The sequence below is a fragment of the Actinomadura opuntiae genome, assembly GCF_030283205.1.
Classification (GTDB): domain Bacteria; phylum Actinomycetota; class Actinomycetes; order Streptosporangiales; family Streptosporangiaceae; genus Spirillospora.
This window is the reverse complement of record NZ_JASNWF010000013.1, coordinates 256,242-282,947: the sequence shown is the minus strand read 5'-3', so window position 1 is coordinate 282,947 and position 26,706 is coordinate 256,242. Positions and strand designations below refer to the sequence as shown.

The window sequence follows — 26,706 nt, the reverse complement described above, 5'->3', positions numbered from 1 at the left end:
GCGTGCCACGATGTCGGGTGTGGGAGCCGCCGCCACGCGTACCCCCGAGCGTGTGGCGGCGGCTTCTTCCACGTCCGCGGCAGGCCCGCTCCGGACCCGGCCGCGAAACCCCTCGACCTGCGGGTCCAAGCCGGCGGCCGGAACGGTACCGTTCGATGCATGGCACCCAGCACAACGACCGACGCCCCGTTCGGGCGGATGCTGACCGCGATGGTCACGCCGTTCCTGCCGGACGGCGGAGTCGACTACGACGGCGCCGCGCGCCTCGCGACCCATCTGGTCGACGAGCGGCGCCACGACGGGCTGGTCGTCAACGGGACGACCGGCGAGTCGCCGACGACGAGCGACGACGAGAAGAGCGCGCTTCTGCGCGCGGTCATCGAGGCGGTCGGCGACCGCGCCGTGATCGTCGCCGGTGCCGGGACCAACCACACAGAGCACACCCTGCAACTCGCGCGGCAGGCCGAGGCCGCCGGCGCGCACGGCCTGCTCGTGGTCACCCCGTACTACAACAAGCCCCCACAGGAGGGCCTGCTCCGCCATTTCACGGCGGTGGCCGACGCGACGGGGCTGCCGAACATGCTCTACGACATCCCGGGGCGCGCCGGGGTGCCGATCCAGAACGACACGCTGATCCGGCTCGCCGAGCATCCGCGGATCATCGCCGTCAAGGACGCCAAGGGCGACCTGTTCGGCGCGTCCCGGGTGATGGCGCAGACCGACCTGGTGTGGTATTCCGGCGACGACGTGCTGAACCTGCCGTGGCTGTCGGTCGGGGCCGCCGGGTTCGTCAGCGTGGTCGGCCATGTCGTGGGAGCCGAACTCCATGAGATGATCGACGCATACCGCGCCGGTGAGCATGGGCGGGCGCTGGAGATCCACCGGCGCCTGCTGCCCGTGGTCGCCGCGATCATGACCCGTACGCAGGGCGCCATCGCCGTCAAGGCAGCGCTGAACCTGCTGGGCCTTCCCGGGGGCGGCCCGCTGCGCGCCCCGCTGGTGGAGGCCACGCCCGAGTTCGCGGCGCGCTTGCGTGAAGACCTCACGATAGGGGGAGTCAAAGTGCCGGAGGTCGTCATTCCGGAGGTCGCCCGGTGAGTCATCCTCACCCGGATCTCTCGGACCCGCCCGCGCCGCCCGAGGGCGGCCTGCGCATCGTCGCGCTCGGCGGGCTCGGGGAGATCGGCCGCAACATGACGGTGTACGAGCACGGCGGGCGCCTGCTGGTCGTCGACTGCGGCGTGCTGTTCCCCGAGACCGAGCAGCCCGGCGTCGACCTGATCCTGCCGGATTTCGAGTACATCAGGGACCGCCTGGACGACATCGAGGCCGTCGTGCTCACGCACGGGCACGAGGACCACATCGGTGCCGTCCCGTACCTGCTGCGCGAGCGCCGCGACATCCCGCTGGTCGGCTCGAGGCTGACGCTGGCCCTGCTGGAGGCCAAGCTCACCGAGCACCGCATCAGACCGGTCACCGACGTGGTGGCCGAGGGCGACCGGCGCACGTTCGGGCCGTTCGAGTGCGAGTTCTTCGCCGTCAACCACTCGATCCCGGACGCGCTCGCGCTCGCCGTCCGCACGTCCGCCGGGCTCGTCCTGCACACCGGCGACTTCAAGATGGACCAGCTGCCGCTGGACGGCCGGCTCACCGACCTGCCCGGGTTCGCCCGGCTCGGCGCCGAGGGCATCGACCTGCTGCTGTCGGACTCCACCAACGCCGAGGTCCCGGGCTTCGTCACCAGCGAGCGCAACATCGGCCCGGTCGTCGACGAGGTGTTCCGCACCGCGCAGGAGCGGCTCATCGTCGCCTGCTTCGCCTCGCACATCCACCGCGTGCAGCAGGTGCTGGACGCGGCCGTCGCCAACGGGCGCAAGGTGTGCTTCGTCGGCCGCTCGATGGTCCGCAACATGGGCGTCGCCCGCGAGCTGGGCTACCTGAACGTCCCCGAGGACATCATGGTCGACCAGAAGGAGCTGGACGACATCCCCGGCGACCGGCTGGTGCTGGTGTGCACCGGTTCGCAGGGCGAGCCGATGTCGGCGCTGTCGCGGATGGCCAACCGCGACCACTCGATCCGCATCACCGACCGCGACACCGTGATGCTGGCGTCCTCGCTCATCCCCGGCAACGAGAACGCGGTGAACCGCGTCATCAACGGCCTCACCCGGTGGGGCGCGCGGATCGTGCACAAGGGCAACGCGCTGGTGCACGTGTCGGGGCACGCGTCGGCGGGCGAGCTGCTGTACGTGCTGAACGTGACCAAGCCCGGCAACTTCATGCCGATCCACGGCGAGTGGCGGCACCTGCGGGCGCACGCCAAGCTCGCCGCGCTCACCGGCGTGCCCGACGACAACATCGTCATCGCCGAGGACGGCGTGGTCGTCGACCTCGTGGACGGGCACGCCAAGATCGTCGGGGCCGTCCCGGCCGGCTACGTGTACGTGGACGGCCTGTCGGTCGGCGAGGTCACCGAGACCTCGCTGAAGGACCGGCGGATCCTCGGCGAGGAGGGCTTCGTCTCCATCGTCGTCGGCATCGACTCCACCTCCGGCAAGCTGGTGGCCGGGCCCGAGGTGCACGCCCGCGGCGCCGGCATCGTCAACGAGGACTTCAACGAGATCATCGAGCGGATCGAGGGGGTGCTCGCCGGCGCGGCCGGCGACGCCGTCAACGACCTGCACCAGATCAACCAGCTGATCCGGCGCACCGTCGGCAAGTGGGTGAGCGACAACTACCGCCGCCGTCCCATGATCATTCCGGTGGTCGTCGAGGTGTAGCCGCCCGCCGGGACGGCCGGGCGCGCGCGGCGTGCCCGGTCGTCCCGGCGGTGTCGTGCCCGGTCGTCCCGGTATGGGGCAACACGCCCGGTCGCCGTCCCGGGAACCCCGGCGGTCCTTGGTTACTCTCATAACCATGGCCACACGTGCGTCCGGGGGAGCGAAGACCACCTCCTCGCGTACCGGGGGCAGCGCGGCTCGCAAACCCGCAGGGCCGGCCCCCCGGAAGCGAACGAGCAATGCGAAGGGCGGTGGCGCGAAGGGCGGTCCGGCCAGGAGCGGTGCGGCCAGGGGCGGCGCGGGCCGGGGGTCCGGCCGGGGGCGCCCGCAGCAGCAGAAGCCCGACCCGATCTCGCAGGCCGTCCTCGGGTTCTTCAAGCTGCTGTTCAAGCTGTACCTGCTCGCGGCGGTCACCGTCGGCTCCGTCTTCCGCGCCTACGGCAACGGCGCCCGCAACCTCGACCCCGAGCACCGGCGCGACGGGCTCGGGCTCGCGCTGCTCGGCTCGTCGATCGTGCTGGCCTCGGTCACCTGGTTCCGGCCGGACGGCGTCGTCACGATCGCGCTGGAGAAGGTCGTGCGCGGCGGCATCGGCATCGTCGCGATGGCGCTGCCGGTGGTGCTGGCGCTGCTGGCGTGGCGGACGCTGCGCCACCCCGAGCAGAACGAGGAGACCGGGCGCGTCGTCATCGGCCTGACCGCGCTCACCGTCGGTGTGCTCGGCGTCCTGCACATCGCCGCGGGGATCCCGTCCCCGGCCAAGGACATGCCCGGCGTCCGCGACGCCGGGGGCGTCGTCGGCTGGCTGGTGTCGGCGCCGCTGGACGCCGCGCTCAGCGGCTGGGTGGCGGTGCCGCTGCTGCTCCTGCTGTCGGGGTTCGGGCTGCTGGTCATCACCGCGACCCCGATCGCGAAGGTGCCCGAGCGCGTCGCCGACCTGTGGGCCGTCGCGACGCTGCAGGGCCGCCCGGAGCGCCCGTCCGACACGGTGGAGGGCGAGCAGGACGCGCCGAAGAAGCGCCGCCGCAAGAAGAAGGCGGAGGACGCCGACGGCGAGCTGGAGGTCGGCGAGCACTCCAAGCCGTACGACACGCCGCTGCTGGACGACGAGCCGAAGCGCCCCGACCGTCCGGTCCGCGACCTCGCCGACGAGCTGTTCGAGCCGGACCCGTTCGGCGGCGACGTCCCGCCGGCGCCGCCCGTCGACGACGGACCGCCGCTGGACGAGGCGCCCCCGGAGGACCTCCCGCCGGCCGAGCATCCCGAGCGCGCCGAGGTCCCCGACCCGACGCCCGCGCCGCGCAGCTCCGAGCAGCTGCCGCTGTCGTCGTCCGGTGAGATCTACGTGCTGCCGGATCCGATGGAGCTGCGGCCGGGCAGCGTTTCCAAGCCGCGCACCAAGGCCAACGACACGGTGGTGAACGCCCTCACCGGCGTGCTGGAGCAGTTCGACATCGACGCGCAGGTCACCGGGTTCACCCGCGGGCCGACGATCACCCGGTACGAGATCGAGCTCGGCCCCGCGGTGAAGGTGGAGAAGGTCATCGCGCTGACCAAGAACATCGCGTACGCGGTGAAGAGCGCGGACGTGCGGATCATCTCCCCGATCCCCGGCAAGTCGGCGATCGGCGTGGAGATCCCGAACACCGACAAGGACATCGTCAGCCTCGGCGACGTGCTGCGCTCCCCGGCGGCGACCAACGAGCACCATCCGATGGTGGTCGGGCTCGGCAAGGACGTCGAGGGCCGCACGGTGGTGGCGAACCTGGCGAAGATGCCGCACATCCTCATCGCGGGCGCGACCGGCGCCGGCAAGTCGACGTGCATCAACGGGCTCATCACCTCGGTCCTGATGCGGGCGACGCCGGACGAGGTGCGGATGATCCTGGTCGACCCGAAACGGGTCGAGCTGACCATGTACCAGGGCATTCCCCACCTGATCACCCCGATCATCACAAATCCCAAAAAAGCGGCCGAAGCCCTCGAATGGGTCGTCGGGGAAATGGACCGCCGCTACGACGACCTCGCCGCGTCCGGGTTCCGGCACATCGACGACTTCAACAAGGCGGTGAAGGCGGGCAAGCTCACCGCGCCGCCCGGCAGCGAGCGCGTCTACACGCCCTACCCCTACATGCTGGTGATCGTCGACGAGCTCGCCGACCTGATGATGGTCGCGCCGCGCGACGTCGAGGACTCGGTCGTGCGCATCACCCAGCTCGCGCGCGCCGCCGGCATCCACCTGGTGCTGGCGACGCAGCGCCCGTCCGTGGACGTGGTGACCGGCCTCATCAAGGCCAACGTGCCGTCCCGGCTGGCGTTCGCCACCTCGTCGCTGTCGGACAGCCGCGTCATCCTCGACCAGCCGGGCGCGGAGAAGCTGGTCGGGCAGGGCGACGCGCTGTTCCTGCCGATGGGCGCCAGCAAGCCGATGCGCATCCAGAACGCCTACGTGTCGGAGAAGGAGATCCACGGGATCGTCGACCACTGCAAGGGGCAGATGGAGGCGCACTACCGGGACGACGTCGCCGAGTCGTCCGCGCCGAAGAAGGAGATCGACGAGGACATCGGCGACGACATGGACCTGCTCGTCCAGGCGATCGAGCTGGTGGTGTCGACGCAGTTCGGGTCGACCTCGATGCTGCAGCGCAAGCTGCGCGTCGGGTTCGCCAAGGCGGGCCGGCTGATGGACCTGATGGAGAGCCGCGACATCGTCGGGCCGAGCGAGGGCTCCAAGGCCCGCGACGTGCTCGCCAAGCCCGACGACCTGCCCGGCGTCCTCGCGGAACTGCGCGGCGGCGGCTGACCGGGCGTTCCCCCGCGGCGCTTACCGCGGGGGAACAATGGAATGTCCGCGCGGTTGCCGTCATATGGCCACCCGTTCCGGGGACGGGCATGGCGGAATGATGCGAAATCTTGCCCTGTTTCGAACGTGTTGGCGCTCGCCGAGCGGGCATTCCCGTTTCTAGACTGGTGTCGCATCAGCGTGGAACGAGCGGCGAACGCGCTCGAAGGAGGCCCGGCGTGAGCATCGGTGAGACCTTGGCCCAGGAGCGTCGGCAGGCGGGTCTCTCGGTGACGCAGGTCAGTCTCCAGACGCGGATCCGCGAGACGGTGATCCGCGGCATGGAGTCCGACGACTTCTCCGCCTGCGGCGGCAACTTCTACGCGCGGGGCCACATCCGCAGCATCGCGCGGGTCATCGGCATCGACCCGGAGCCGCTGGTCAGCGAGTTCGACGCCGCGCACGGCGGCGCGCCGCAGCCGGTGTCGGCGACGGCGGCGTTCGAGCCCGAGCGCCCGATCCCCTTCCGCGAGCGCCGCTCGGCGAACTGGAGCGCGGCGATGGCGCTGGCCCTCGCCGTCGTGGTCATCGGCGGGGTGTTCCAGGCCATCCGGCAGGACGGCGGGCACGAGCGGCACACCGCCCGCCAGGTCGCCGGGACGCCCGCGCCGCGCACCCCGAAGCCGACCCCGCCGCCGGCCGCCAAGCCCGACGACCCGGTGGCGGCGGCGCCGCGCACCAAGGTCGAGGTCCAGGCCGTGGCCAAGCGGACGGTCTGGGTGAACGTCCGCGGCGACAAGGGCAAGGCGCTGTACTCCGGCGTCCTGCACAGCGGCGACCAGAAGAAGTGGACCGCCAAGAAGAAGATCAGCCTGGTGATCGGCATCGGCGGCGGCGTCCGCCTCACCGTGAACGGCAAGGACCTCGGCACGCCGGGCAAGGGCAAGGGCGTGCAGCGGCTCAGCTTCGACCGCAACGACCCGGCGGCCGCCTGATCCGGCGCCCCGGCCCGCCGCCGGGCCCCTGACCGGCGGGTCCCCGCACCGGCGGGGCGAAGGTCCGCCCCGGTCCCGGGGCCCATTACCTTAGGGGCATGTCGACTCGCCCCAAGGTCTCGCTCATCACCCTCGGTTGCGCCCGCAACGAGGTGGACTCCGAGGAGCTCGCCGCGCGCATGGAGGACTCCGGCTGGGACCTGGCCGACGCCCCGGACGGCGCCGACGTCGTGGTCGTCAACACCTGCGGCTTCATCGAGGCGGCCAAGAAGGACTCCATCGACACGCTGCTCGCGGCGCACGACTCCGGCGCCAAGGTCGTCGCCGCCGGGTGCATGGCCGAGCGGTACGGCAGGGAGCTGGCGGAGGCGCTGCCGGAGGCCGACGCGGTGATCGGGTTCGACGACTACCTGTCGATCGGCGAGCGCCTCGACGAGGTGATGGAGGGCCGCGCGCGCGAGGCCCACACCCCCCGCGACCGCCGCACGCTGCTGCCGATCAGCCCCGTGGAGCGATCCTCGTCCGCCGAGGGCGTGGCGATCCCCGGGCACGGCGACTCTGCCGACCAGTCTGCCGACCTGCCTGACGGCGTTGCCCCCGCATCGGGGCCGCGGGTGCTGCGGCGGCGCCTCGGCGGCGGCCCGGTCGCCCCGCTGAAGCTGGCGTCCGGCTGCGACCGGCGCTGCACGTTCTGCGCGATCCCCGCGTTCCGCGGCGCGTACGTGTCGCGCCCGCCGGCGGAGGTGCTGGAGGAGGCCCGCTGGCTCGCCGGCCACGGCGTCCGCGAGCTGGTGCTGGTCAGCGAGAACTCCACGTCCTACGGCAAGGACCTCGGCGACCTGCGGGCGCTGGAGAAGCTGCTGCCCGGCCTCGCCGCCGTGGACGGCATCGAGCGCGTCCGGGTCAGCTACCTGCAGCCCGCCGAGACGCGGCCCGGGCTGATCGAGGCGATCTGCGGCACGCCCGGCGTCGCGCCGTACTTCGACCTGTCGTTCCAGCACGCCAGCGGCCCGGTGCTGCGCTCGATGCGGCGGTTCGGCGACCGCGTCCGGTTCCTGGAGCTGCTCGACCAGATCCGCGCGCTGGCCCCGGAGGCGGGCGTACGGTCCAACTTCATCGTCGGGTTCCCCGGCGAGACCGAGGACGACTTCGAGGAGCTCGCGGAGTTCCTGTCCGCCGCCCGGCTCGACGCGATCGGCGTGTTCGGCTACTCCGACGAGGACGGCACCGAGGCCGCGAACCTGCCCGGCAAGGTCGACCCCGGCGAGATCGCCCGCCGCGTCGAGGACCTGTCGGAGCTCGCCGAGGAGCTGACCGCGCAGCGCGCCGAGGACCGGATCGGCACCGAGGTCCACGTCCTGCTGGAGGACAAGGCCGACGGCGGGTTCGAGGGCCGCGCCGCGCACCAGGCGCCCGAGGTGGACGGGACGGTGCTCGTCCGCGGCGAGGGGCTGGCCCTCGGCGAGATCGTCGCCGCGCGCGTCACCGGAAGCGACGGGGTGGACCTCGTCGCGGACGTGTCATGATCGCGGGCATGCCCGAACCGGTCGCCGGGGCGCCCGATCCGCCGCCCGCCAGCGTCTACAACATCGCCAACGCGCTGACGCTGCTGCGCATCGCGCTGGTGCCGCTGTTCGTGTGGCTGCTGTTCCTGGACGGCACCGGCTGGCGGATCGGCGCGTTCGCGGTGTTCGCCGCCGCGTCCGTCACCGACAAGATCGACGGCGACCTGGCCCGCGCCCGCGGGCTGGTCACCGACTTCGGCAAGATCGCCGACCCGATCGCCGACAAGGCGCTGATCGGGGCCGCCCTGGTCAGCCTGTCGGCGCTGGGCGAGCTGTGGTGGTGGGTGACCGTCGTCATCATGGTCCGCGAGATCGGCATCACGCTGATGCGGTTCGTCGTCATCCGGTACGGGGTGATCCCGGCCAGCAAGGGCGGCAAGCTGAAGACGATGCTCCAGGTCTTCGCGATCGGCTTCTACATCCTGCCCGGCCCGCTGGACTACCTGCGCTGGGTCACGATGGCCGCCGCGCTCGTCGTCACCGTCGTCACCGGCGCCGACTACGTCGTGCAGGCGTGGCGGTTGCGCCGCGCCCCGCGCTCCTGACGGGACGCCGGGTCAGGACGCGTGCAGCTCGTCGCCGACGCGGAGGACGCCGGTGGCGCGGGGGACGCCGAGCCGGCCGAACACGATCTCGCGGGAGCCGTTGGACCGCGCGGTGCGGTAACCGGCGAGCGCGCGCAGCGGCACGGGGGAGCGCCGGGCCGTCTCCTGGTCGGTGTTGATGATGACGCAGCGTCCGCACGGCTTGATCAGCTCGATCTCCGCCGCCCCGCGGAGCCGCGTGACCCCGTCCTCGCCGTAAGGGCCGAGGCCGCGCAGGACGATGTTGGGCCGGAACCGGTCCATCGGGAGCGGGGCGTCCACCCGGCGGTTCAGGTCGTCGAGCGACTTGTCGGACAGCACCGAGACCGGGTACCCGTCGGCGAACGTCAGCGTGCCGCCGCCGCGCTTGGTCGGGCGCGTTCCGGTGAAGCGGACGAGGCGGCAGGAGATCCCGAGAGCGTCGGAGAACCACGCGGCGGCATCGTCGCCCTGGTCGACGCCCTGGCAGGGGCGCCGGTGCACGGTGACGTCGCGTGCCGGGCCGTCGGCCGCCTCGCAGATCAGGGGAGCGTCCGCGAGCGGCGTGTGGACGGTCAGCTTCGTCCCGTCGTAGGCCGGGTGGATCAGCGCGAGTTCGGGCACCTCCCGCTGCGACAGGTGCCGTCCGTCCGGGCGGACGAGCATGAACGCGCGGTCGTGCCGCAGCCCCTGCGGCGTCAGCTCGGCCTCGGCGAGCGAGACCCCGCTCGCGCTCTTGACGGGGAAGACGTTCAGCTCCGCGATGACGGCGATCATGAGGCGACGTTAGATCCGCGCCCGGCCGGTGACCAGGAGAACGGGCGATACTTGACGCCGATTCGTCAGTTTGGGGGCCGGAGGCCGATGAGCGGGCAGGACTTCACCTACTCCGAGGTGGGCGCGACGTGGGACGCCGAGCGGCCGCCGGGGTTCCGGCATCTGCGCGTGCGCTCGCTCGTCGGCGCGGGACCGGTCGCGTTCCGGAACGCCTCCGACGCGCTGCTGGAGTTCTGGATGCATCGGGCGCTGCCGGCGCGCGTGCGGGCGTCGGCTCCGCGCGCGGAGCCCGGCGTGAGCGTCGAGATGGGCATCGGGGTCGGGCCGCTCCGCCTGGTGGCGCCCTGCCGGGTCGTGTGGACGCGGGAGGAGGACCGCCGCGCCGGATGGGCGTACGGGACGCTGCAGGGCCATCCGATGGCCGGAGAGGAGTCGTTCGTCGTGCACCTGGACGACGAGGGCGAGGTGTGGCTGACGGTCACCTCGTTCAGCCGCCCGGTCACGGCGGCGGCACGGCTGGCGGGGCCGCTCGGGCCGGTCTTCCAGCGCGCGTACGCGCGGCGCTGCGGGGCCGTCCTGCGCCGGCTGGCGCGCCCGTGACCCTCATAGCGGGCCGGGCGGGGACGAGCACGGCCGCCATGCGGGCTGCGGGAGCACGCCCACCCCGGTCGTGCCCCGCAGCCCCTTCATGGCGGCCGCACTGGCAATTATCCCTGTGAATGGGGAGTGGTCGCGACATGGCAAATGAGTTCTGACTCACAAAATGACGGCACGTGTGGCCGATGGTGGACCGTACGGCGCAATGGCGCAGGTCGGGGCGGTGCGACGATGCGCGTCCCGGTCGCGTTCCCATCCGCGCGCAGTGTGCGGGCCCGTGCGGGCGTGTGACACAATGCGCGGCCCGCGTTTTTGCCGGCGAACGAAATGGGATATGCAGCGAACGATCCGGCAAGCGGATGTTTGCCGGGCAAAGGAAGCTTCGTCCTGATTCGGCCGCACGGTGCCGTCAACCGGGCGCGCCTCGCCGCCGTCGGCGTCCCGCCGTCCCCGCCCGGCGCGCGGGCGGCCAGGCCCCGGACCGTCGTCGCCGGCCGGTAGATTCGGTTGGTCGGCGAACGGACGGGGAAGCGATGCGGGTCGAACTGCTCACGGTCGGGGACGAGCTGCTCCTCGGCGACACCATCAACGGGAACGCCGCCTGGCTCGGCAAGCGGCTCGCCGAGCACGACGTCGAGGTGACCCGCAGCGTGGTCGTCGGGGACGAGCTGGACGTCATCGTCGCCGCGGTGCGGTCCGCGCTGGAGCGCGCCGACGCGGTGATCACCACCGGCGGTCTCGGCCCCACCTACGACGACCTGACCCGCGACGCGCTCGCGCAGGCCGCGGGCGTCCCGCTGGTGCGCGACCCGGAACTAGAGCGGCGCCTGCGCGAGCGGGCGGAGGCGGCCGGGCGGGAACTGCAGCCGATGGCGTTGCGCATGGCGGAGGTCCCCGAGGGCGCCGGGCTGCTGCGCAACTCCGCCGGCAGCGCCCCCGGCCTGCGCGTCGAGCTGGACGGCGGCACCGTCTACGCGCTGCCCGGCGTCCCGTTCGAGATGCGCACGATCATGGACGAGGTGGTCCTGCCGGATCTGGCCGGGACCGCCGGGCTGCCCGCGGTCGCCCGCCGCACGCTGCGCACCGCCGGGATGTGGGAGTCGGTCGTCGCGACGCGGCTCGCCGAGGTCGAGGCCATGGACGGGGTGAAGCTCGCCTACCTGCCCGACCCGGCCGAGGTGAAGATCCGCATCACCACCGTCGGCGCGGACCCCAAGGGCCGGCTCGACGGCGTCGAGGTGCGCGTGCGGGAGCTGCTCGGCCCGGTCGTCTACGGAGTGGACGACGAGTCGCTCGACCGCGTCGTGCACCGGCTGCTCGCCGAGCGCTCCGCGACCGTCGCGGTGGCGGAGTCGCTGACGGGCGGGCTCATCGGCGCGGAGCTGACCGCGATGCCCGGCTCGTCGGAGACGTATGCGGGCGGGATGGTGACGTACGCCACTGAGCTCAAGCACAGCCTCCTGGGCGTCCCGGAGGACCTGCTCGCCGAGCACGGGGCCGTCCATCCGGACGTGGCAGCCGCCATGGCCGCGGGCGTCCGCGACCGGCTCGGAGCGACCTACGGGGTCGCGGTGACGGGCGTCGCCGGCCCCCTTCCGCAGGACGACCGGCCGGTGGGAACGGTCTATATCGGCGTGACCGGACCCGGGGATACGCGCACCGTGGTCAAGCCGAAACTCCCCGTGCCCGGCACCGGGCCGGAGATCCGCGCGGTGATCCGCCGGATGACCGTGGTGCACGCGCTTGAGCTGCTGAGACGTGTGCTGCTGGGGCTTGACGCCGAGGTCGGGACCGGGGACGCTCGGGAAGATCGGGAAGTTAGGGGCTGATTACAGCGTTACGTTCCGAGCGAACACGAAATCAACGGTCTGCCACGGCCACCGCCAAGCCGGGTACGGTGGAACCGGCAGATGGTCCGAACTGAGGGAGGGAGCGAGACGATGGTCCTGCTTCGCCAGCTGCTCGGTGACGTACTGCGGCAGCTGCGGCTGCGCCAGGGACGCACCCTCCGTGAGGTTTCCGCGGCCGCGCGGGTTTCCCTCGGCTACCTGTCCGAGGTCGAACGAGGGCAGAAGGAGGCCTCCTCCGAACTGCTCTCCTCGATCTGCAAGGCGCTGGGCGTTCCGCTGTCGCACGTGCTCAGGGAGGTGGCCGACTCGCTGGCCCTCGCCGAGCTGCAGCACGAGCCGGTCATGGCGGGCGCGCCCGAGCACGAGCGGATCCCCGCCGAGCGCATCCCGGAGACCCCCGAGGAGATCACCGGCGAGTTCCGCGGCGACATGGTCGCGGCCTAGCCGGCACCGGTCGCCGTACCGGCCGGCGTCCGCCGGGACCGCGGTCGCGACCGCGGTCCGGGGCGGCCGGGCCCATGCCCGACCGGGGCCGCGGGTGTGCGCGGTCTCACGCATGAGCTCGGCATATGGGGGGACGCTTTCCCGTTGTAGCGGATGACCGTAACGACGCGGAAGGAGCCCGACAATGGCGGCCGTCAAGAGCCCGCTCTCCGACGAGGCACTGAAGGTCACCGGGCAGGCCCTGCAGGGCGCCCTCGTGGACCTCATCGATCTTTCGCTCGTGGCCAAGCAGGCGCACTGGAACCTGACCGGTCGCAACTTCAAGGTCGTGCACGAGCACCTGGACGAGGTCGTCGACCTCGCCCGCGGCGGACAGGACGACGTGGCCGAGCGCGCCGTGGCGATCGGCGCGAACCCCGACGGCCGGGCCCGCACGGTCGCCGACCGCACCGAGCTCCCGCAGCTCGAGGCCGGGTACCTGGCCGACGACAAGGTCGTCGCCGCGATCACCGACGTGCTGGCGCAGATCATCGCGCGGTTCCGCGAGCGCATCGCGGCGACCGACGAGGCCGACCCCGTGTCCCAGGACCTGCTCATCGGCATCACCCAGGAGCTGGAGAAGCAGCACTGGATGTTCCAGGCGCAGACCTGACCGCCTGAAGCGCGGATCCGCGCGCCGCGCCGCCGCGATCCTCGGCGCGGCTCCCGGATCCGGACGAAAAGGCCCGGCCCCTCTCCTGGGGCCGGGCCTTTCGGCGTCCTGGGACGCCGGTCAGCGGCGCAGGTGGTCGAGGACGGTCTCGGCGAACTCGATGGCCAGCGGGGTCAGCGCGTCCCAGCGGCGCGCCGCCCAGCCGGCCGTGAGCGGCGGCAGGCCGGGGATCGGGATCAGCCGCACCTCGCCCTTCCCGCCGCCCCAGCCGGGCAGCGCCGGCAGGATCGCGTGGCCGAGGCCCAGCTCGGCGAGCAGCAGTGCGGTGTCCCAGTCGGCGACGCCGGTGCTGGACGTCAGCCGTACCCCGTGCCGCTCCAGGTGCATCTCCAGGTGGACGCGCGACGTCGAGTGCGCGGGCAGCTCGATGTGCCGGATGCCCGCCAGATCGTCCGGCGCGATCGTCTCCCGGCCGGCCAGCGGGTCGCCGGCGTGCACGGCGAGCACCCACGGCAGCTCGCACGACGCGCGCTGCTCGACGCCCTCCAGCGGCGGGCCGATCGTCACCCAGGCCAGGTCCGCGGCGTGCGTGCGCACCGCCTCCAGGCAGCGGCGGCTGGACCCGGCGGTCTCGAACTGCAGGGCCGCCTCCGGGTGCCGGGCCCGGAACGCGGCCACCCCCGCGGCCATGAAGTGCCGGACGGTCGTGGCGCCCGTCGCGATCCGGACCGTGCCGCCGACGCCGCGGCGCAGGTCGTCCAGCTGCCGCAGCGCCGCGTCCAGCCCGGCGATGCCCTCGGTGGCGGCCCGGTGCAGGATCCGGCCGGCGCGGGTGGGCAGCACCCCGCGCGGGCGCCGCTCCAGCAGCACCAGCCCGGTCTCCCGCTCGAGCCGCTTGACGTGCTGGCTCACCGCGGACTGGCTGCACGACAGGTCGCGGGCGACGGCGCTCAGGTTGCCGGCCGCGCAGACGGCCACGAAGACGCGGAGGTCGTCCAGGGTCATGGGCCCAAGTTAGACCTGGGAGATCGATAAGGAAACCCGAGAATTGACTTGGAACGATCGCAATCGGAGGATGGTCGCGCGGGCGCAGGATCCGGCGACCCGCTCCCGGCGGCGACCCGTCCGCGACCTCGAGGCGACGGACGGGCGCCGACCGCGCCGATTTCATTTACGGATCGATCCGTTTCGTTTATGCTCGGGACCATGAACCGGGGACGCCCGCGGTCCGGGCACGTGGACCGGGCCGTCGCGGACGCGGTCCGCGCGCTGCTGGCGGAGGCCGGCTACCAGGCGCTGAGCATCGACGGCGTCGCCGCGCGCGCCGGGGTCGGCAAGGCGGGGATCTACCGCCGCTGGCGGTCCAAGGCCGAGATGGTGTTCGCCGTCGCGGTGCACGGCCCGCATCCCGTTCCGCCCGCCGACTCCGGCTCGCTGCGCGGCGACCTGGCCGCGCTCGCCGAACGCGTCATCGACCTGCTGTCCGGCCCGTACGCGCGGCTCGTCCTGCCGGGCCTGACCGCCGACCTGTCGGCCGACCCGGCCCTCGCCGCGCGGTTCCAGGCCGGCGTCATCGACGCCGAGCGCGCCGTCGTCGCCGCGATCCTCGACCGCGCCCGCGCGCGCGGCGAACCGGCCGGCGGCGACCCCGCGTTCGTGCACGCCCTGCTGCTCGGCCCGATCTACACCTACCTGTTCCTGGCGGGCGGCGAAGCGCCGCCCGGCCTCGCCGACCGGCTGGCGGGCGCGGCGGTCGCCGCGCTCGGCACGAAGGAGAGCCCGTGAAGCACCCGACCCCGGCCGCCTCGCACGCGTCCGCCCGGCCCGCCCTGCTCGACCGCGTCCTGCCCGAGGCCGACTTCCGCTCCCGCTACACCCGCCGCGTCAAGGCCGAGCCCGCGGCCGTCTGGGACGCCCTGATGACCCTGACCGCCGAGGAACTGCCCGTCTCCCGCCGCCTGATGGCGCTGCGGTCCGGCGGGCGGACCCGGCTCAGCGGGCCCCTCCTCGAGGCGTTCCCGGCCCGCACCCTGCTGCGGGACGAGGGAACGGAGCTGGTCAAGGGAAAGATCGCCAAGTTCTGGCGGCTCCGCCCCGAGGGGGCGCCGGTGGAGCCGGGCGACCCCGGCGCGTTCACCGCCTTCACCGAGCCTGGCTGGGCGAAGGCCGCACTGTCGCTGCGAGTGGTACCCGACGGGCCGGGCTCGCTCCTGGCCTTCGAGACGCGGGTGCACTGCACGGACGCGTTCGCGCGCCGCGTCTTCGCGCCGTACTGGCTGCTCATCCGCGCGGGCGGCGCCGGGTTCATCCGGCTGGAGATCCTCGGCGCCGCCGCCCGCCGCGCCGAGCGGTCGTCCTAACGGACCGGCTGGCAGCGCGGGCACCAGAACGCCGTGCGGTCGCCCACGTCGGACGCCTGGGGAGCGCGTTCGACGCGGGTGCCGCAGCGGCGACAGGGGCGCCCGGCCCGCCCGTACACCCAGTGCTCCTGCCCGCGCGCGAGGTTCCCCGTGGTGACGTGGCCGTGCCGCTCCTTGTTGGCGTCCAGCAGGCGGTGAGCGAGGTCCACGAGGCCGGGCAGGTCGGGGACGTCCGACACCGGGGTCCACGGGTGGACGCCGCGCAGGAAGAGGATCTCCGCCTTGTAGACGTTGCCGATCCCGGCGAGCCGGGTCTGGTCGAGCAGCGCCTCGCCGATCGCGCGGCCGGGCCGCTCCTCCAGCCGCGCGACCGCCTGCGCGGCGAGCACGGCGTCCCAGCCGGGATCGAGCAGATCAGGGCCGAGATGGCCGACGGCCGCGTCCTCCTCGGCGGTGCGCAGCAGCTCGACCAGGCCCAGCGAAGAGCCGACCGCCTGCCGCTCGGCGTTCCCCAGCACCAGCCGGACCCGGTGATCGCGCGGCATCGGCCCGGCGGGCCGGATCTGCCAGCGGCCCTCCATGAGCAGATGGGTGTGGATCGTCAGGCCGCCCTCGACCCGGATCAGCAGATGCTTGCCTCGCGAGACCACGTCGAGCACCGTCCGGCCCCGCAGGTCGGCGGTCGCCAGCCGCGGCACGCGGAACTGCGCACGCGTCAACGGCCGCCCGGCGAGCGCCTCGTGCAGGCGCCGGGCGGTCAGCCAGACGACGTCGCCCTCGGGCATCGATCAGAGCCCCTAGATCAGCGAGGGGCTCTCCCAGGCGGACGGGTCCTCGGTGAGCTTGCGGACACCCTCCGGCAGCTCGCCGGCGGCGATGTGCCCGAGGCTGACCCGTTCCAGGATCGCCCGCTCGCTGGCGCGCAGCGCGATCCACACCTCCTGCAGGGAACGTGCGGGCCCCTCGTAACCGACGTGCTCCGGGCGCTCGCCGCGCACGCCGAGCAGCGGCCCGTCGATCGCGCGGATGATGTCGGCCAGCGAGATCTGCTCGGCGGGCCGCGCCAGCCAGTAGCCGCCCTCCGGACCGCGCTGGCTGCGGACGAGCCCGGAGCGGCGCAGCTGGCCGAGGATGTTCTCCAGGAATTTGGGCGGGATTTGCTGGGCCTCGGCGAGCTGCACCGCGGTCACCGGGTGACTCCCGGCCACCGCCAGCTCCGCGGCGGCACGCAACGCGTAGTCGACCCTGGCGGACAATCGCATGTAGGTATTATCCCTTGCCGATCGGACTGGTCGGGCTCTGCTTCTTGCATTGCCCTTGGCGTCAGGCCCTGGAGGGCCTTCCTTCGGCGGGCAATGCGTGCGATCGCTGCATCGCTCCGACTCGGCCCTGGGGGCCTCGCTCTGTTTGCTTGCATTGCCCTTGGCGTCAGGCGCCAGAGCGCCTTCCTTCGGCGGGCACTGCGGCGATCGCTGCATCGCTTCGACTCGGCCCTGGGGGCCTCGCTGCGCGATCAAGTTCTCGCTTCGCTCGAACTTGGCTTCGCTCGCGATCGCAACGGTTGAGGTTGTTGCGGGGCTGGGCAAGATCGGCTTGGGCGGTCGGTCAGTGCAGGCTGGGGCTGGGGCTGGGGGCGCGGACGTCCGGCTGTATGGGCGTGGCGCGCCCGCTGGTACCGGGCTGTTGACCGGCGGGCGCGCCACGGGCTTACTTGCATTGCCCTGGCGGGCGATGCGTGCGATCGCTGCAGCGTTTCGGCTCGGCCCTGGGGGCATCGAATTCGCGGTCGCGGTGTCGGCGGGTGGTTGGGTTGGTCAGGCCAGGCCTAGGAGTTCGGCGGCGGCTTGGGCGTTGGCGGCTGCGGCGCCGTAGGTGGCCACGTAGACGGCGGCGCCGGGGTTCCAGACCGGCAGCCCCATCTCCACCACCACGGCGTCCGGACGGGCCGTCAGCAGGGCGTCGGCGAGCGCCCGCTGGCCCGCGTGCCGGTGGGCGTCCCGCAGCACGACCACCAGCCCGCGCCCCCTGGCACGTTCCAGGACGCCTTCCGCCTCTCCGGGCGCCCCCGCGGCCCGGACGGCGTCGGGCGCCCAGGGCCGCAGGCCCCAGGGCGTCGGCCCCACCGCGATGTTGCCGGACGCCTCCGCCTCGACCACCAGCGGCGTCCCGTGCCAGCCGGGCAGCGAGCCCGTCACCCGCAGGGCGCGGCGGGCCGCCTCCAGCCCGGCGGCGCGGTCGGCCGCGGCGGGACCGCCGCCGGCGAGCCACTCGCGCAGCCGCCGGGTCCGCTCCGCCGCGTCGAACAGCCGCGCGGCCGGCAGCCGGCCGGCGCGCACCGCCTCCTCGATCGCGTCCAGCGTCGCGCGGAGCGTCTCGGCGTGCTCGTTCGGGCCGAGGCACAGCAGGTCCGCGCCCGCCAGCAGGGCGCGCACCGACGCCTCCGGGATGCCGATCGCGCCGCTCGCGCCCTGCATGTCCAGCGCGTCGGTGACGATCACGCCCTCGTAGCCGAGGTGCTCGCGCAGCAGGCCGGTGATCGCGGCGGGGGACAGGGTCGCCGGCACCCCGCCGGTGATCGCGGGCAGGTTGAGGTGCCCGGTCATCACCGCGCGGGTGCCGGCCGCGATCGCCGCCCGGAACGGGACCAGCTCGCGGCGGTCCAGCAGCGCCAGGTCGGCGTCGACGATCGGGACGCCGAGGTGGGAGTCCTCCACGGTCGCGCCGTGGCCGGGGAAGTGCTTGGCGCAGGCCGCGACGCCGGCCTCCTGCGTGCCGGTCACCGCCGCCGCGGCGTGCCGGGCGACGAGCTCGGGGTCCGAGCCGAACGAGCGGGTCCCGATCACGGGGTTGTCATCGGCGGTGTTGACGTCCACCGACGGCGCGAAGTTGAGGTTCACGCCGACCTCGGCCAGCTCGGCGCCCAGCGAGCGGTAGATCCGCCGGGTCAGCTCCGGGTCGTCGACGGCGCCGAGCGCGGCGTTGCCCGGGTAGGGGCTGCCGGTGGCGTGCCCGCCGAGCCGGGTGACGTCGCCGCCCTCCTCGTCGATGGTGACGAACGGGTCGCCCGCCTTGCGCATCCGCGCGGTGAGCGCGGCCAGCGACTCCGGGCTCGGCACGTTGCCGATCAGCGCGAACAGCGTCACGCCGCCGAGGCCCGCCTCCAGCTCGTCCAGCACCCAGCGGGGCGCCGACGCGCCCGGGAAGGACGGCAGCAGCGTGCCCCGCGCCAGCCGGGCGATCTCGCCGGTGGTCGCGATGTCGTCGGTGGTCACCCCTTCACCGCCCCGGCGGTCAGGCCGGACACCATGCGGCGCTGGACGAGCAGGAAGAACGCGATGACGGGAATGGTGAGCAGCGTGGACGCTGCCATGATGGGCCCCCAGGCGGTGCCGCTGCGGCCGAAGAAGAACTGCAGCATGATCGGCAGGGTGTACTTGTCCTGGTCGTCCAGGAACGTGAAGGCGAAGATGAACTCGTTCCACGCGGTGATGAACGAGAAGATGCTGGTCGCGACCAGGCCGGGCGCGACGAGCGGGAGCATGACGGTGAAGAACGTGCGGATCGGGCCGGCGCCGTCGATCGCGGCGGCCTCCTCCAGCTCCTTCGGGACGGCGGCGACGAAGCCGCGCAGCATCCAGATCGCGAACGGCACCGCGAACCCGATGTAGACGACCGCGAGCCCCGGCAGCGTGTTCAGCATGTCGAGCCGCTTGAGGTCCAGGAACAGCGGGATGACCAGCGACTCGCACGGCACCATCTGCACCACGAGCAGCATGATCAGGAACGTGGTGCGGAACCGGAAGCGGAACCGGGCCACCGCCGTCGCGGCCAGCAGCGCCAGCAGGCTCGACACCACGACGGTGATGAGGGCCAGCACGATGCTGTTGCGGAAGTAGGTCCAGAACGACACCTGGGCGATGCCGCCGTTGAGGACGAAGTCGAAGTGCGCCAGCGTCGGATGGGTCGGCAGCGGCTTCGGCGTGGTGCTGAAGATCTCGCTGTTCGGCTTGAACGCGGTGGACGCCATCCAGAAGACGGGGAACACCGCCAGCACGAACACCAGCACGCCGAGCGCGTTGAGCACGATCCGGCCGAGCCGCCTGCGCCGCGCGGGGCGGCGGCGGTTGCGCGCGGGCCGTCCGGCCTTGAGGGCCGCCTGGGTCATCGAGTCTCCCCCTGACGCACCATGACCCGCACGTACAGCGCGGTGACGACGAGCAGGATCAGCGTGAGCACCGCCGCGATCGCCGAGCCCATCCCGAGCTTGGGGTTGAGCGCGCCGAACGCCTCGGAGTAGCCGTACAGCGACAGGTTGAACGCGTCGCGGTTGGCCATTCCGGACATGATGAACAGCTGGGTGAACACCTTGAAGTCCCAGATGATCGACATCACCAGGACGACCAGGAAGATCGGCTTGAGCATCGGGTAGGTGAGGCTCCAGAACGTCCGCCAGGGGCCCGACCCGTCCACCCGGGCCGCCTCGTACAGCTCGCCCGGGACGCTCTTCAGGCCCGCCAGCACCGACACCGCCACGAACGGGCACGCCTGCCAGACGACGCAGACGGTGAGGACGGTGTAGGTGGACAGCGGCGTGGAGAACCAGTTGTAGTCGTCCCAGCCGCCGCCGACGAGGGCGTCGGGCAGCTTTTCCAGGAACCAGTTGACGAGGCCGCCGGTGGAGCCGAACAGCCAGCTGAAGATGATCGCCGCGGTGACCGGCGGGGTCGCCCAGGCGACCATCACGCCGCCGGAGACCAGGCTCGACATCCGCCGGCCGAGCTTGTTGAGCAGCAGCCCGACCAGCGTCCCGACCACCATCGTCAGGGTGACCGCGACCAGGGCGAACAGCACGGTGTGCCGCAGGGCCGCCCAGAACAGCGGGTCCTTGAGGATGGTGTCGAAGTTCTCGGTGCCGACCGACTCGGCCGGCTCGCCGCGCAGCTGGCGGTTGCCGACCTTCTGGAACGCCATGATCCCGATCTGGATCATCGGCCAGAACATCAGCACGGCGATCACGGCGACGGTCGGCGCGATCAGCAGGTAGGGACCGAATCGGGGCCGGCGGCGCGGGCGGGCGCGGCCGGACGATCTCCGGCCCGGTGGCCTGCGCACCGCGGGGGCGGTGTCGAGCATGGACGCTTCCGATCAGCGGGGACGGGGGCCTGCGGGGTCCGGCGGGCCCGCGGGGGATGAGGCGCGCGGGCCCGCCGGACGCTCGGTGCTACTGGTTGAGCAGCTCGTTGGCCTGCTCGTTGGCCTTCTTCATCTCCTGCTCGGCGGATTTGCCCTGCATGATCGCCTTCACCGCGTTCGGCAGCACCTTCTTGGACTGCTCGAAGTCGCCCCAGCCGGCGCTGATCGGGGTGAACTTGGTGTTGGTCGCGATCTGGGTGAACGGCGCCAGCGCCGGGTCGGAGAACTGGACGTCCGACCGCATCGAGGAGAAGCCGCTGATGTCGGCCCACTTCTTGGCGTTCGCGGCGTTGTTGAGGATGGTGATGTAGTCGAACGCGGCCTTCTTGGCCTTGCTGTCCTTCCACACCGCGAGGTCGGAGCCGCCCGCCATGACCGGCGCGTTACCGCCGGTCTTGGCCGGGATCGGGAAGACCGCCCACTTGTCGGCGTTCTTCGGCGAGATCTTCTTCATCTGCGCCAGCGCCCAGCTGCCGTCGATGTACATGCCGAGCTTGCCGAGGGCGAAGTCGCGCTGCGGGCCGTCCAGCTCGTTCTTGCCGACGTACTTCTCCGGCGCGACCTTCTCCTTGTTGACGAGGCCGGCGTAGAAGTTCACGGCCTCGACCGCCTGCGGCTGGTCGAGCTTGCCGGTCCACTTGCCGCCGTCCTTGACGGCGACCTCGCCGCCGTTGCCCCAGATGAAACTGACCAGCGCGTTGGTCTGGTCGCTCGGCGCGCCGATGCCCGGGACCTTCTTGGCGTCCTGGACCTTCTTGGCGGCGGCGACGAGGTCGGCCCAGTTCGCCGGCGGCTGGATCTTCAGCTCGTCGAACCAGTCCTTGCGGTACCAGATGGCGCGGACGCCGCCGTACCACGGCACGGCGTAGGTCTTGCCGTCCGCCTGGTCGTTCTGCAGCGCGGTCTTGTTCAGCGTCTTGTTGTCCGCCCAGCCCGACATCTCGTCGGTGACCTCGGCGAGGTTGCCCTGCTCGATGTGCGACTGCACGTCGGTGTTGCCGAGCTCGGTCACGTCCGGGCCCTCGCCGCCGGCGGCGGCCTTCTGGAACGTCGTGGCGACCTGCGGCCAGGGGACGTACTTGATCTGGACGGCGGTGTTCGGGTGCTTCTGCTTGAACTCGGTCTCGACGCCCTTCAGGAAGTTCGTCTGCTCGGTGGTGCCGTCGCCCATCATCCAGACCTTGAGCTGCGCCGGGTCCTTGCCCGAGCCCGACCCGTCGTCCTTGTTGTCACCGCCGCCGCCGCAGGCCGTGGCGGCCAGGGCGATCGCGGCCGCCGTGGCCGCAACCTTGATGTACTTCACTGGGGGTTCCTTTCCGGCATCGCCTCGCGCGGCCTTGTGGCCTGCGATGCGAGTGGAGCACGCTCGGACCCTTTAGGGTCCGGGACATGCCCCGCTCGCCGTCGCGTCGCTCGCGGGCGCCCTGCTCGCCAGTCGGCGCTCTGCACGCCCCTCCCCGGATGAGGGGACGGTCGGCGCTTGCGGGTAAACTAACAAGAAACTTTCCTAAACAAAACCGCCCGTTAGCGGATTGAGACATCGAGGGGTACCAGCATGGCCAGACGCCCGGGAACGCCGCGGCTGCTGCGTGAGCTGAACGACCGCGCGGCGCTGGACCTGCTCGTCGAGCACGGCCCGCTGACGCGGGCGCAGATCGGCGAGCACACCGGGCTCTCCAAGGTCACCGCCTCCCAGTTGCTGTCCAGGCTCGAGGAGCGCGGACTCGTCGCGGTGGTCGGGGAGCAGGCCGGTGGCCGCGGGCCGAACGCCGCCCTGTACGCCGTGGTGCCGTCGAGCGCCTACGTCGCGGGGCTGGAGGTCGGCCCGGACGGCGTCACCGCCGGCGTCGCCGACATCACCGGACGCATGGTCGCCCAGGTTACCGTCGATCCGAACGGCGCTGACGAGCCCGTCAAGATGGTCCACAACGCGGTTGTCAAGGCGTGCCGGTCGGCCAAGGTCGCGGTGAACAGGCTGAGCGCCTTCGTCATCGGCACCCCCGGCGTCGTCGACCCGCGCTCCGGCGACGTCCAGTTCTCCTTCGACCTGCCCGCATGGCACGAGGGCGTGCTCGCCGCGCTCCGCACCGACCTGCGCCGCCCGGTGACGATCGAGAACGACGTGAACCTCGCCGCCGTCGCCGAGCGCGCCTACGGCGCGGCGCGCGACGCCGACGACTTCGCGCTGATGTGGTTCGACCGCGGCATGGGCCTGTCGGTGATGCTCGGCGGCCGGCTGCACCGCGGCCGGTCCGGCGGCGCGGGCGAGATCGGCTACCTGCCGGTCCCCGGGGCGCCGCTGCCGCTGAGCACCGCGCGCCGCGTGCCCGAGGAGGAGGGCGGCGTCACCGAGTCGACGTCCTGGGGCATCCCGACCCTCGCCGGCGGCTACGGCGCCCTGGTCGGCGCGGACGGGGTGCGCGCCCTGGCCCACGAGCACGGCATCACCGAGCCGACGGCGGTGGAGTGCGTCCGGGCGGCGGCGGCCGACGAGTCGCGGGGCGGCGCGTTCCTGGACGAGCTGGCCAACCGGTTCTCCTACGGTGTGACCTCGGTCAACATCGTGCTGGACCCGGGCCTGGTGGTGCTGTCGGGCAGCCTGGGGCGGGCCGGCGGGGCGCCCCTCGCCGACCGCATCGAGCGGGCCGTCGGGCGGATCAGCCCGACCCGGCCGACCGTCGCGGTGACCGAGGTGGAGGGCAACCCGGTGCTGCGCGGCGCGCTGCACGCCGCCCTGGAGAAGGCCCGCGACGAGGTCTTCTCGGCGGACGCCGGCTGAGCGCGGACGACCGAGCGCCCCCGCCGGCGGCGGGGGCGCTCACGTGTGCTCGCGGTTACTTGGCCTGCGCGGCCGCGGCCGCGGGCTGGTCATGGCGCCGCGGGTCGTTGAGCGCGCGGTCGATGACCGTCTGGCTGATGATCTGGCGCTTGCGCCGCTGCGCGGCGGCCCACCGTGCCGTAGGTGTCATGGCGAAACCCCGTTCCGCGGTGACGCTCTCCCCGTGGCCACCGCAACCCCGTAATGCGTCCATGGTCTCAAACCGGGGGCTCGCGGGGATCCATCTTGGGGATGAATTCGAGGTCAGACCTCGTGCGGAGACCTCCCGGAGATCGTCCGGAGACCTTCCGCGGCGATCATGGGGAACGAGGGACCGGACCCGGCCGTTGGGGGAACCGTGACTGAGGGATCGAGGGGGCGAGATGGCGCTGCGTGACCGTTTCCGGCGCCTCGTCCAGAGGCCCGGCAGCGTCGATCTGGCGCCCTTCCGCGACGCCGTCGCGGAGGCCGGGCGGCGCGAGGAGCGGGTCCGGGGGCTGACCGACGCGGAGCTCACCGCCGCGGCCGCCCCGGACCTGATCGCCGACCTGCCGGAGTTCTGCGCGATCGGCCGCGAGGCCGCCCGCCGGACGCTCGGCGAGCGGCCCTTCGACGTCCAGCTCACCGGCACCCTGGCGCTCCTGGCCGGGCACGTCGCCGAGATGGCCACCGGCGAGGGCAAGACCCTCGCGGGCGCCCTGGCCGCCGCCGGGTACGCGCTGCGCGGCGAATCCGTCCACGTCATGTCGGTCAACGACTACCTCGCCCGCCGCGACGCCGAGTGGATGGGGCCGCTGTACGCGATGCTCCGGGTGTCCGTCGCCTGGGTGGGGCAGGCATCCACGCCGGACGAGCGGCGCGAGGCGTACCGGGCCGACGTCCTGTACGCGCCCGTCAGCGAGATCGGCTTCGACCTGCTGCGCGACCGGCTCGTCACCGACCCCGCCGACGCCGTCCAGCGGGAGGCGCGCGTCGCGCTGATCGACGAGGCCGACTCGGTCCTGGTGGACGAGGCGATGGTGCCGCTGGTGCTGGCCGGCGCCGCCGACCTCGACCCGGCCGACCCCCGGTACGCCGACCTCGTCCGGCGGCTGCGGCCCGGCCTGCACTACGCCACCGACGAGGAGGCCCGCAACGTCCAGCTGACCGCCGCCGGCGCCCGCGAGGTCGAACGCGTCCTCGGCCTCGACCTGTACGCCCCCGAGAACCTCGCGACGCTGACCGCCGTGAACGTCGCGCTGCACGCCGAGGTGCTGCTGCACCGCGACGTCGACTACATCGTCCGCGACGGCGCGGTCAAGCTGATCAGCGAGTCGCGCGGCCGGGTCGCGCTGCTGCAGCGCTGGCCGGACGGCCTGCAGGCGGCCGTCGAGGCGAAGGAGGAGCTGGAGGCGTCCCCGTCCGGGGAGATCCTCGACTCGATCACCGTGCAGGAGCTGATCGGCCGCTACCCGGTCCGCTGCGGGATGACCGGCACCGCGATGGCGGTCGCGGGGCAGCTCACCGAGTTCTACTCGCTGCAGATCGCCGTCGTCCCGCCGAACCGGCCGTGCGTCCGGGAGGACGAGCCCGACCGCCTGTACGCCACCACCGCCGACAAGGAGGTGGCGGTCGTGGAGGAGATCGTCGCGGCGCACGCGACCGGGCGTCCCGTCCTGGTCGGCACCGGCGACGTCGCCGAGTCCGAGCGGCTCGCCCGCCGGCTGGTCCGCGCCGGGGTCGAACCGGTCGTGCTCAACGCCAAGAACGACGCCGAGGAGGCCGCGATCATCGCCGAGGCGGGCGCGCCCGGCGCGGTCACCGTCTCCACCCAGATGGCCGGGCGCGGCACCGACATCCGGCTCGGCGGCGGCCCGGCCGCGTCCGCCCCCGGCACCGCGCCCGCCGACCGCGACGGCGCGGCCCGCGACGAGGTCGCCGCCGCGGGCGGGCTGCTGGTGATCGGCACCGGCCGGTACCACAGCAGCCGGCTGGACGACCAGCTGCGCGGCCGCGCCGGCCGGCAGGGCGATCCCGGCGGATCGGTGTTCTTCACCAGCCTCCAGGACGACCTGGTCACCCGCTACGCGCCCGACGAGGCCTACGAGGGGCCCGTCGGGAACGAGGGCCGCGTCGACGACAAGGGCGCGCACTGGATCGTCGGCCACGCCCAGCGGGTCGCCGAGGGCGTCGACCTGGAGCTGCACCGCAACACCTGGCGGTACAACCAGCTGATCGGCCTGCAGCGCCGCGAGGTCCTCGCCGAGCGGGACGCGGTCCTGACCGGCGACGCCGCCGACCGCGCCATGGCCGCCGACGCGCCCGCCAAGCACGCCGAGCTCGCGAAGGCCGCCGGCGCGGACGCCGTCGCGGCGGCGGCCCGGCAGATCGTCCTGTTCCAGCTGGACCGGTGCTGGGCCGAGCACCTGACCTTCCTCGCCGACCTGCGCGAGGGCATCCACCTGCGCTCCCTCGGCCGCGGCCTCGATCCGCTGGTCGAGTTCAACCGGGAGGCCGTCCCGGCGGGCAAGCGCCTCCTCGGCGACGCCCGCCGCCGGTCCGTCGCGGCCTTCGAGGGGCTCACCGCCTCCGAGGACGGCGTCGACCTCGACGCCGCCGGCCTCAAGCGGCCGTCCGCGACCTGGACCTACCTCGTGCACGACAACCCGTTCGGCTCCCTGGACGAACGGGCCCTCCGCGGCCTGATCTCGATGTTCAAGGGCCGCCGCCGCTGACCTACCGGGGCAGGAGCGCGTCGGCGGCGGCGCGGGCCTTGGCGGCGGCGTCGCCGACGCCGCCGACGCTGAAGGCGACGACCGCGCCCTCGTGCAGGATGAGGAGCTGGTCGGCCAGCGTCCCGTCGGCGACCAGTCCGGCGTACAGGTCCCTGACCCAGGACTTCTGCTCCGCGGCCACCCCGTGGACGGGATGCCGGGGATCGGGGAGCTCGGCGCAGGCGTTCACCATCGAGCAGCCGCGCCCGCATTCGGTGGACAGCCATTCGCCAAGGGCGTCGAAGGTCGCGAGGACGCGGTCGCGGGGGCCGGGGACCGCGTCGATCCGCCGGGTCATGAACTCCCGCCAGCGCGCGTCGCGGGCGCGCAGGTAGGCCAGGACGAGCGCCTCCTTGGAGCCGAACCGGTCGTAGACGGTCTTCTTGGTGACCCCGGCCTCGGCCGCGACGAGCTCCATGCCGACCGAGCCGATGCCGCGCTCGTAGAACAGCTCGCTCGCGACCTGGAGCACCCGCCGCGCGGCGGGGGTGAGCGGGCGCTCCCCGGTGGTGGCGGGCATCGGCGGCTCCTTCGACCTGGCTCTTCGGTCCGGCGCGGCCAAGTTTACATACCGGTA

General features: G+C 72.8%; 24 protein-coding genes. 14 read left to right on the top strand and 10 right to left on the bottom strand.

The window, feature by feature from the left end:
• The first annotated feature begins 159 nt into the window (after nucleotides 1-159).
• From dapA to pgsA, 6 genes are all read left to right on the top strand, one after another.
• Nucleotides 160-1,098 carry a 4-hydroxy-tetrahydrodipicolinate synthase gene (dapA, locus tag QP089_RS28095; protein ID WP_285915389.1) on the top strand — a complete coding sequence of 313 codons (939 nt, stop codon included), beginning with the start codon at nucleotides 160-162 and terminating at the stop codon, nucleotides 1,096-1,098.
• The gene (locus QP089_RS28090) at nucleotides 1,095-2,780 is read left to right on the top strand and encodes a ribonuclease J (RefSeq protein WP_285915387.1); all 1,686 of its coding nucleotides are present in this window, start codon (nucleotides 1,095-1,097) and stop codon (nucleotides 2,778-2,780) included. Before dapA ends, QP089_RS28090 begins: the two co-directional genes overlap by 4 nt.
• Nucleotides 2,781-2,916: 136 nt before the next feature.
• Nucleotides 2,917-5,583 carry a DNA translocase FtsK gene (locus QP089_RS28085; RefSeq protein WP_285915385.1) on the top strand — a complete coding sequence of 889 codons (2,667 nt, stop codon included), beginning with the start codon at nucleotides 2,917-2,919 and terminating at the stop codon, nucleotides 5,581-5,583.
• A 218-nt stretch (nucleotides 5,584-5,801) separates the two neighbouring features.
• Nucleotides 5,802-6,557 carry a helix-turn-helix domain-containing protein gene (locus QP089_RS28080; protein WP_285915383.1) on the top strand — a complete coding sequence of 252 codons (756 nt, stop codon included), beginning with the start codon at nucleotides 5,802-5,804 and terminating at the stop codon, nucleotides 6,555-6,557.
• Nucleotides 6,558-6,655: 98 nt separating this feature from the next.
• Nucleotides 6,656-8,083, top strand: a complete 1,428-nt coding sequence (gene rimO / locus QP089_RS28075; RefSeq protein ID WP_285915381.1) for a 30S ribosomal protein S12 methylthiotransferase RimO — start codon at nucleotides 6,656-6,658, stop codon at nucleotides 8,081-8,083.
• 8 nt (nucleotides 8,084-8,091) lie between these two features.
• Nucleotides 8,092-8,667 carry a CDP-diacylglycerol--glycerol-3-phosphate 3-phosphatidyltransferase gene (pgsA, locus tag QP089_RS28070; protein WP_285915379.1) on the top strand — a complete coding sequence of 192 codons (576 nt, stop codon included), beginning with the start codon at nucleotides 8,092-8,094 and terminating at the stop codon, nucleotides 8,665-8,667.
• Nucleotides 8,668-8,679: 12 nt separating this feature from the next.
• Here the strand turns inward: pgsA and QP089_RS28065 are convergent, their stop codons facing one another.
• Nucleotides 8,680-9,462, bottom strand: a complete 783-nt coding sequence (locus tag QP089_RS28065) for an MOSC domain-containing protein (RefSeq protein WP_285915377.1) — start codon at nucleotides 9,460-9,462, stop codon at nucleotides 8,680-8,682.
• Between the two features lie 87 nt (nucleotides 9,463-9,549).
• Between QP089_RS28065 and QP089_RS28060 the strand changes: the two genes are divergently transcribed.
• The 4 genes from QP089_RS28060 (at nucleotide 9,550) to QP089_RS28045 (ending at nucleotide 13,005) form a co-directional block, all read left to right on the top strand.
• Entirely contained in the window at nucleotides 9,550-10,062 is a 513-nt protein-coding gene (locus tag QP089_RS28060; RefSeq protein ID WP_285915375.1) for a DUF1990 domain-containing protein, read from the top strand.
• A gap of 530 nt (nucleotides 10,063-10,592) precedes the next feature.
• Nucleotides 10,593-11,888, top strand: a complete 1,296-nt coding sequence (locus QP089_RS28055; RefSeq protein WP_285915374.1) for a CinA family nicotinamide mononucleotide deamidase-related protein — start codon at nucleotides 10,593-10,595, stop codon at nucleotides 11,886-11,888.
• A 111-nt stretch (nucleotides 11,889-11,999) separates the two neighbouring features.
• A complete protein-coding gene (locus QP089_RS28050; protein WP_151538353.1) occupies nucleotides 12,000-12,353 on the top strand; it encodes a helix-turn-helix domain-containing protein in 354 nt (117 codons plus the stop codon).
• A gap of 184 nt (nucleotides 12,354-12,537) precedes the next feature.
• Complete coding sequence (locus QP089_RS28045; protein ID WP_285915370.1) at nucleotides 12,538-13,005, top strand: Dps family protein; 468 nt, start codon at nucleotides 12,538-12,540, stop codon at nucleotides 13,003-13,005.
• Nucleotides 13,006-13,125: 120 nt separating this feature from the next.
• On the opposite strand, the gene QP089_RS28040 is transcribed toward QP089_RS28045, so the two are convergent.
• Nucleotides 13,126-14,010, bottom strand: coding sequence for a LysR family transcriptional regulator (locus QP089_RS28040; protein WP_285915368.1), 885 nt, complete (start codon nucleotides 14,008-14,010; stop codon nucleotides 13,126-13,128).
• Nucleotides 14,011-14,211: 201 nt separating this feature from the next.
• Between QP089_RS28040 and QP089_RS28035 the strand changes: the two genes are divergently transcribed.
• A complete protein-coding gene (locus QP089_RS28035; protein WP_285915366.1) occupies nucleotides 14,212-14,790 on the top strand; it encodes a TetR/AcrR family transcriptional regulator in 579 nt (192 codons plus the stop codon).
• Nucleotides 14,787-15,365 carry a hypothetical protein gene (locus tag QP089_RS28030; protein ID WP_285915364.1) on the top strand — a complete coding sequence of 193 codons (579 nt, stop codon included), beginning with the start codon at nucleotides 14,787-14,789 and terminating at the stop codon, nucleotides 15,363-15,365. The genes QP089_RS28035 and QP089_RS28030 overlap by 4 nt, the downstream gene beginning before the upstream one ends.
• On the opposite strand, the gene QP089_RS28025 is transcribed toward QP089_RS28030, so the two are convergent.
• The 6 genes from QP089_RS28025 to QP089_RS28000 form a co-directional block, all read right to left on the bottom strand.
• Complete coding sequence (locus QP089_RS28025; protein ID WP_285915363.1) at nucleotides 15,362-16,150, bottom strand: DNA-formamidopyrimidine glycosylase family protein; 789 nt, start codon at nucleotides 16,148-16,150, stop codon at nucleotides 15,362-15,364. The genes QP089_RS28030 and QP089_RS28025 overlap by 4 nt on opposite strands.
• A gap of 12 nt (nucleotides 16,151-16,162) precedes the next feature.
• Nucleotides 16,163-16,627: an RrF2 family transcriptional regulator gene (locus QP089_RS28020; protein WP_285915362.1), complete on the bottom strand. Its 465-nt coding sequence runs from the start codon at nucleotides 16,625-16,627 to the stop codon at nucleotides 16,163-16,165.
• Nucleotides 16,628-17,179: 552 nt separating this feature from the next.
• Nucleotides 17,180-18,637 (bottom strand): glycoside hydrolase family 3 protein, encoded by a 1,458-nt coding sequence (locus tag QP089_RS28015; RefSeq protein WP_285915360.1) that lies wholly within the window; start codon nucleotides 18,635-18,637, stop codon nucleotides 17,180-17,182.
• Nucleotides 18,634-19,530 carry a carbohydrate ABC transporter permease gene (locus QP089_RS28010; protein ID WP_285915359.1) on the bottom strand — a complete coding sequence of 299 codons (897 nt, stop codon included), beginning with the start codon at nucleotides 19,528-19,530 and terminating at the stop codon, nucleotides 18,634-18,636. The genes QP089_RS28015 and QP089_RS28010 overlap by 4 nt, the downstream gene beginning before the upstream one ends.
• Nucleotides 19,527-20,498, bottom strand: coding sequence for a carbohydrate ABC transporter permease (locus QP089_RS28005; protein ID WP_285915358.1), 972 nt, complete (start codon nucleotides 20,496-20,498; stop codon nucleotides 19,527-19,529). Before QP089_RS28005 ends, QP089_RS28010 begins: the two co-directional genes overlap by 4 nt.
• 88 nt (nucleotides 20,499-20,586) lie before the next feature.
• Nucleotides 20,587-21,861 carry an extracellular solute-binding protein gene (locus QP089_RS28000; protein WP_285915357.1) on the bottom strand — a complete coding sequence of 425 codons (1,275 nt, stop codon included), beginning with the start codon at nucleotides 21,859-21,861 and terminating at the stop codon, nucleotides 20,587-20,589.
• A gap of 252 nt (nucleotides 21,862-22,113) precedes the next feature.
• Between QP089_RS28000 and QP089_RS27995 the strand changes: the two genes are divergently transcribed.
• Nucleotides 22,114-23,337, top strand: coding sequence for an ROK family transcriptional regulator (locus tag QP089_RS27995; protein ID WP_285915356.1), 1,224 nt, complete (start codon nucleotides 22,114-22,116; stop codon nucleotides 23,335-23,337).
• Between the two features lie 55 nt (nucleotides 23,338-23,392).
• On the opposite strand, the gene QP089_RS27990 is transcribed toward QP089_RS27995, so the two are convergent.
• Nucleotides 23,393-23,527 carry a hypothetical protein gene (locus tag QP089_RS27990; RefSeq protein WP_285915355.1) on the bottom strand — a complete coding sequence of 45 codons (135 nt, stop codon included), beginning with the start codon at nucleotides 23,525-23,527 and terminating at the stop codon, nucleotides 23,393-23,395.
• A 232-nt stretch (nucleotides 23,528-23,759) separates the two neighbouring features.
• Here QP089_RS27990 and secA2 point away from each other — a divergent pair, with 232 nt between their 5' ends.
• A complete protein-coding gene (gene secA2, locus QP089_RS27985) occupies nucleotides 23,760-26,090 on the top strand; it encodes an accessory Sec system translocase SecA2 (protein WP_285915354.1) in 2,331 nt (776 codons plus the stop codon).
• Between the two features lies 1 nt (nucleotide 26,091).
• Here the strand turns inward: secA2 and QP089_RS27980 are convergent, their stop codons facing one another.
• Nucleotides 26,092-26,649, bottom strand: coding sequence for a TetR/AcrR family transcriptional regulator (locus QP089_RS27980; protein ID WP_285915353.1), 558 nt, complete (start codon nucleotides 26,647-26,649; stop codon nucleotides 26,092-26,094).
• Nucleotides 26,650-26,706 lie beyond the last annotated feature (57 nt).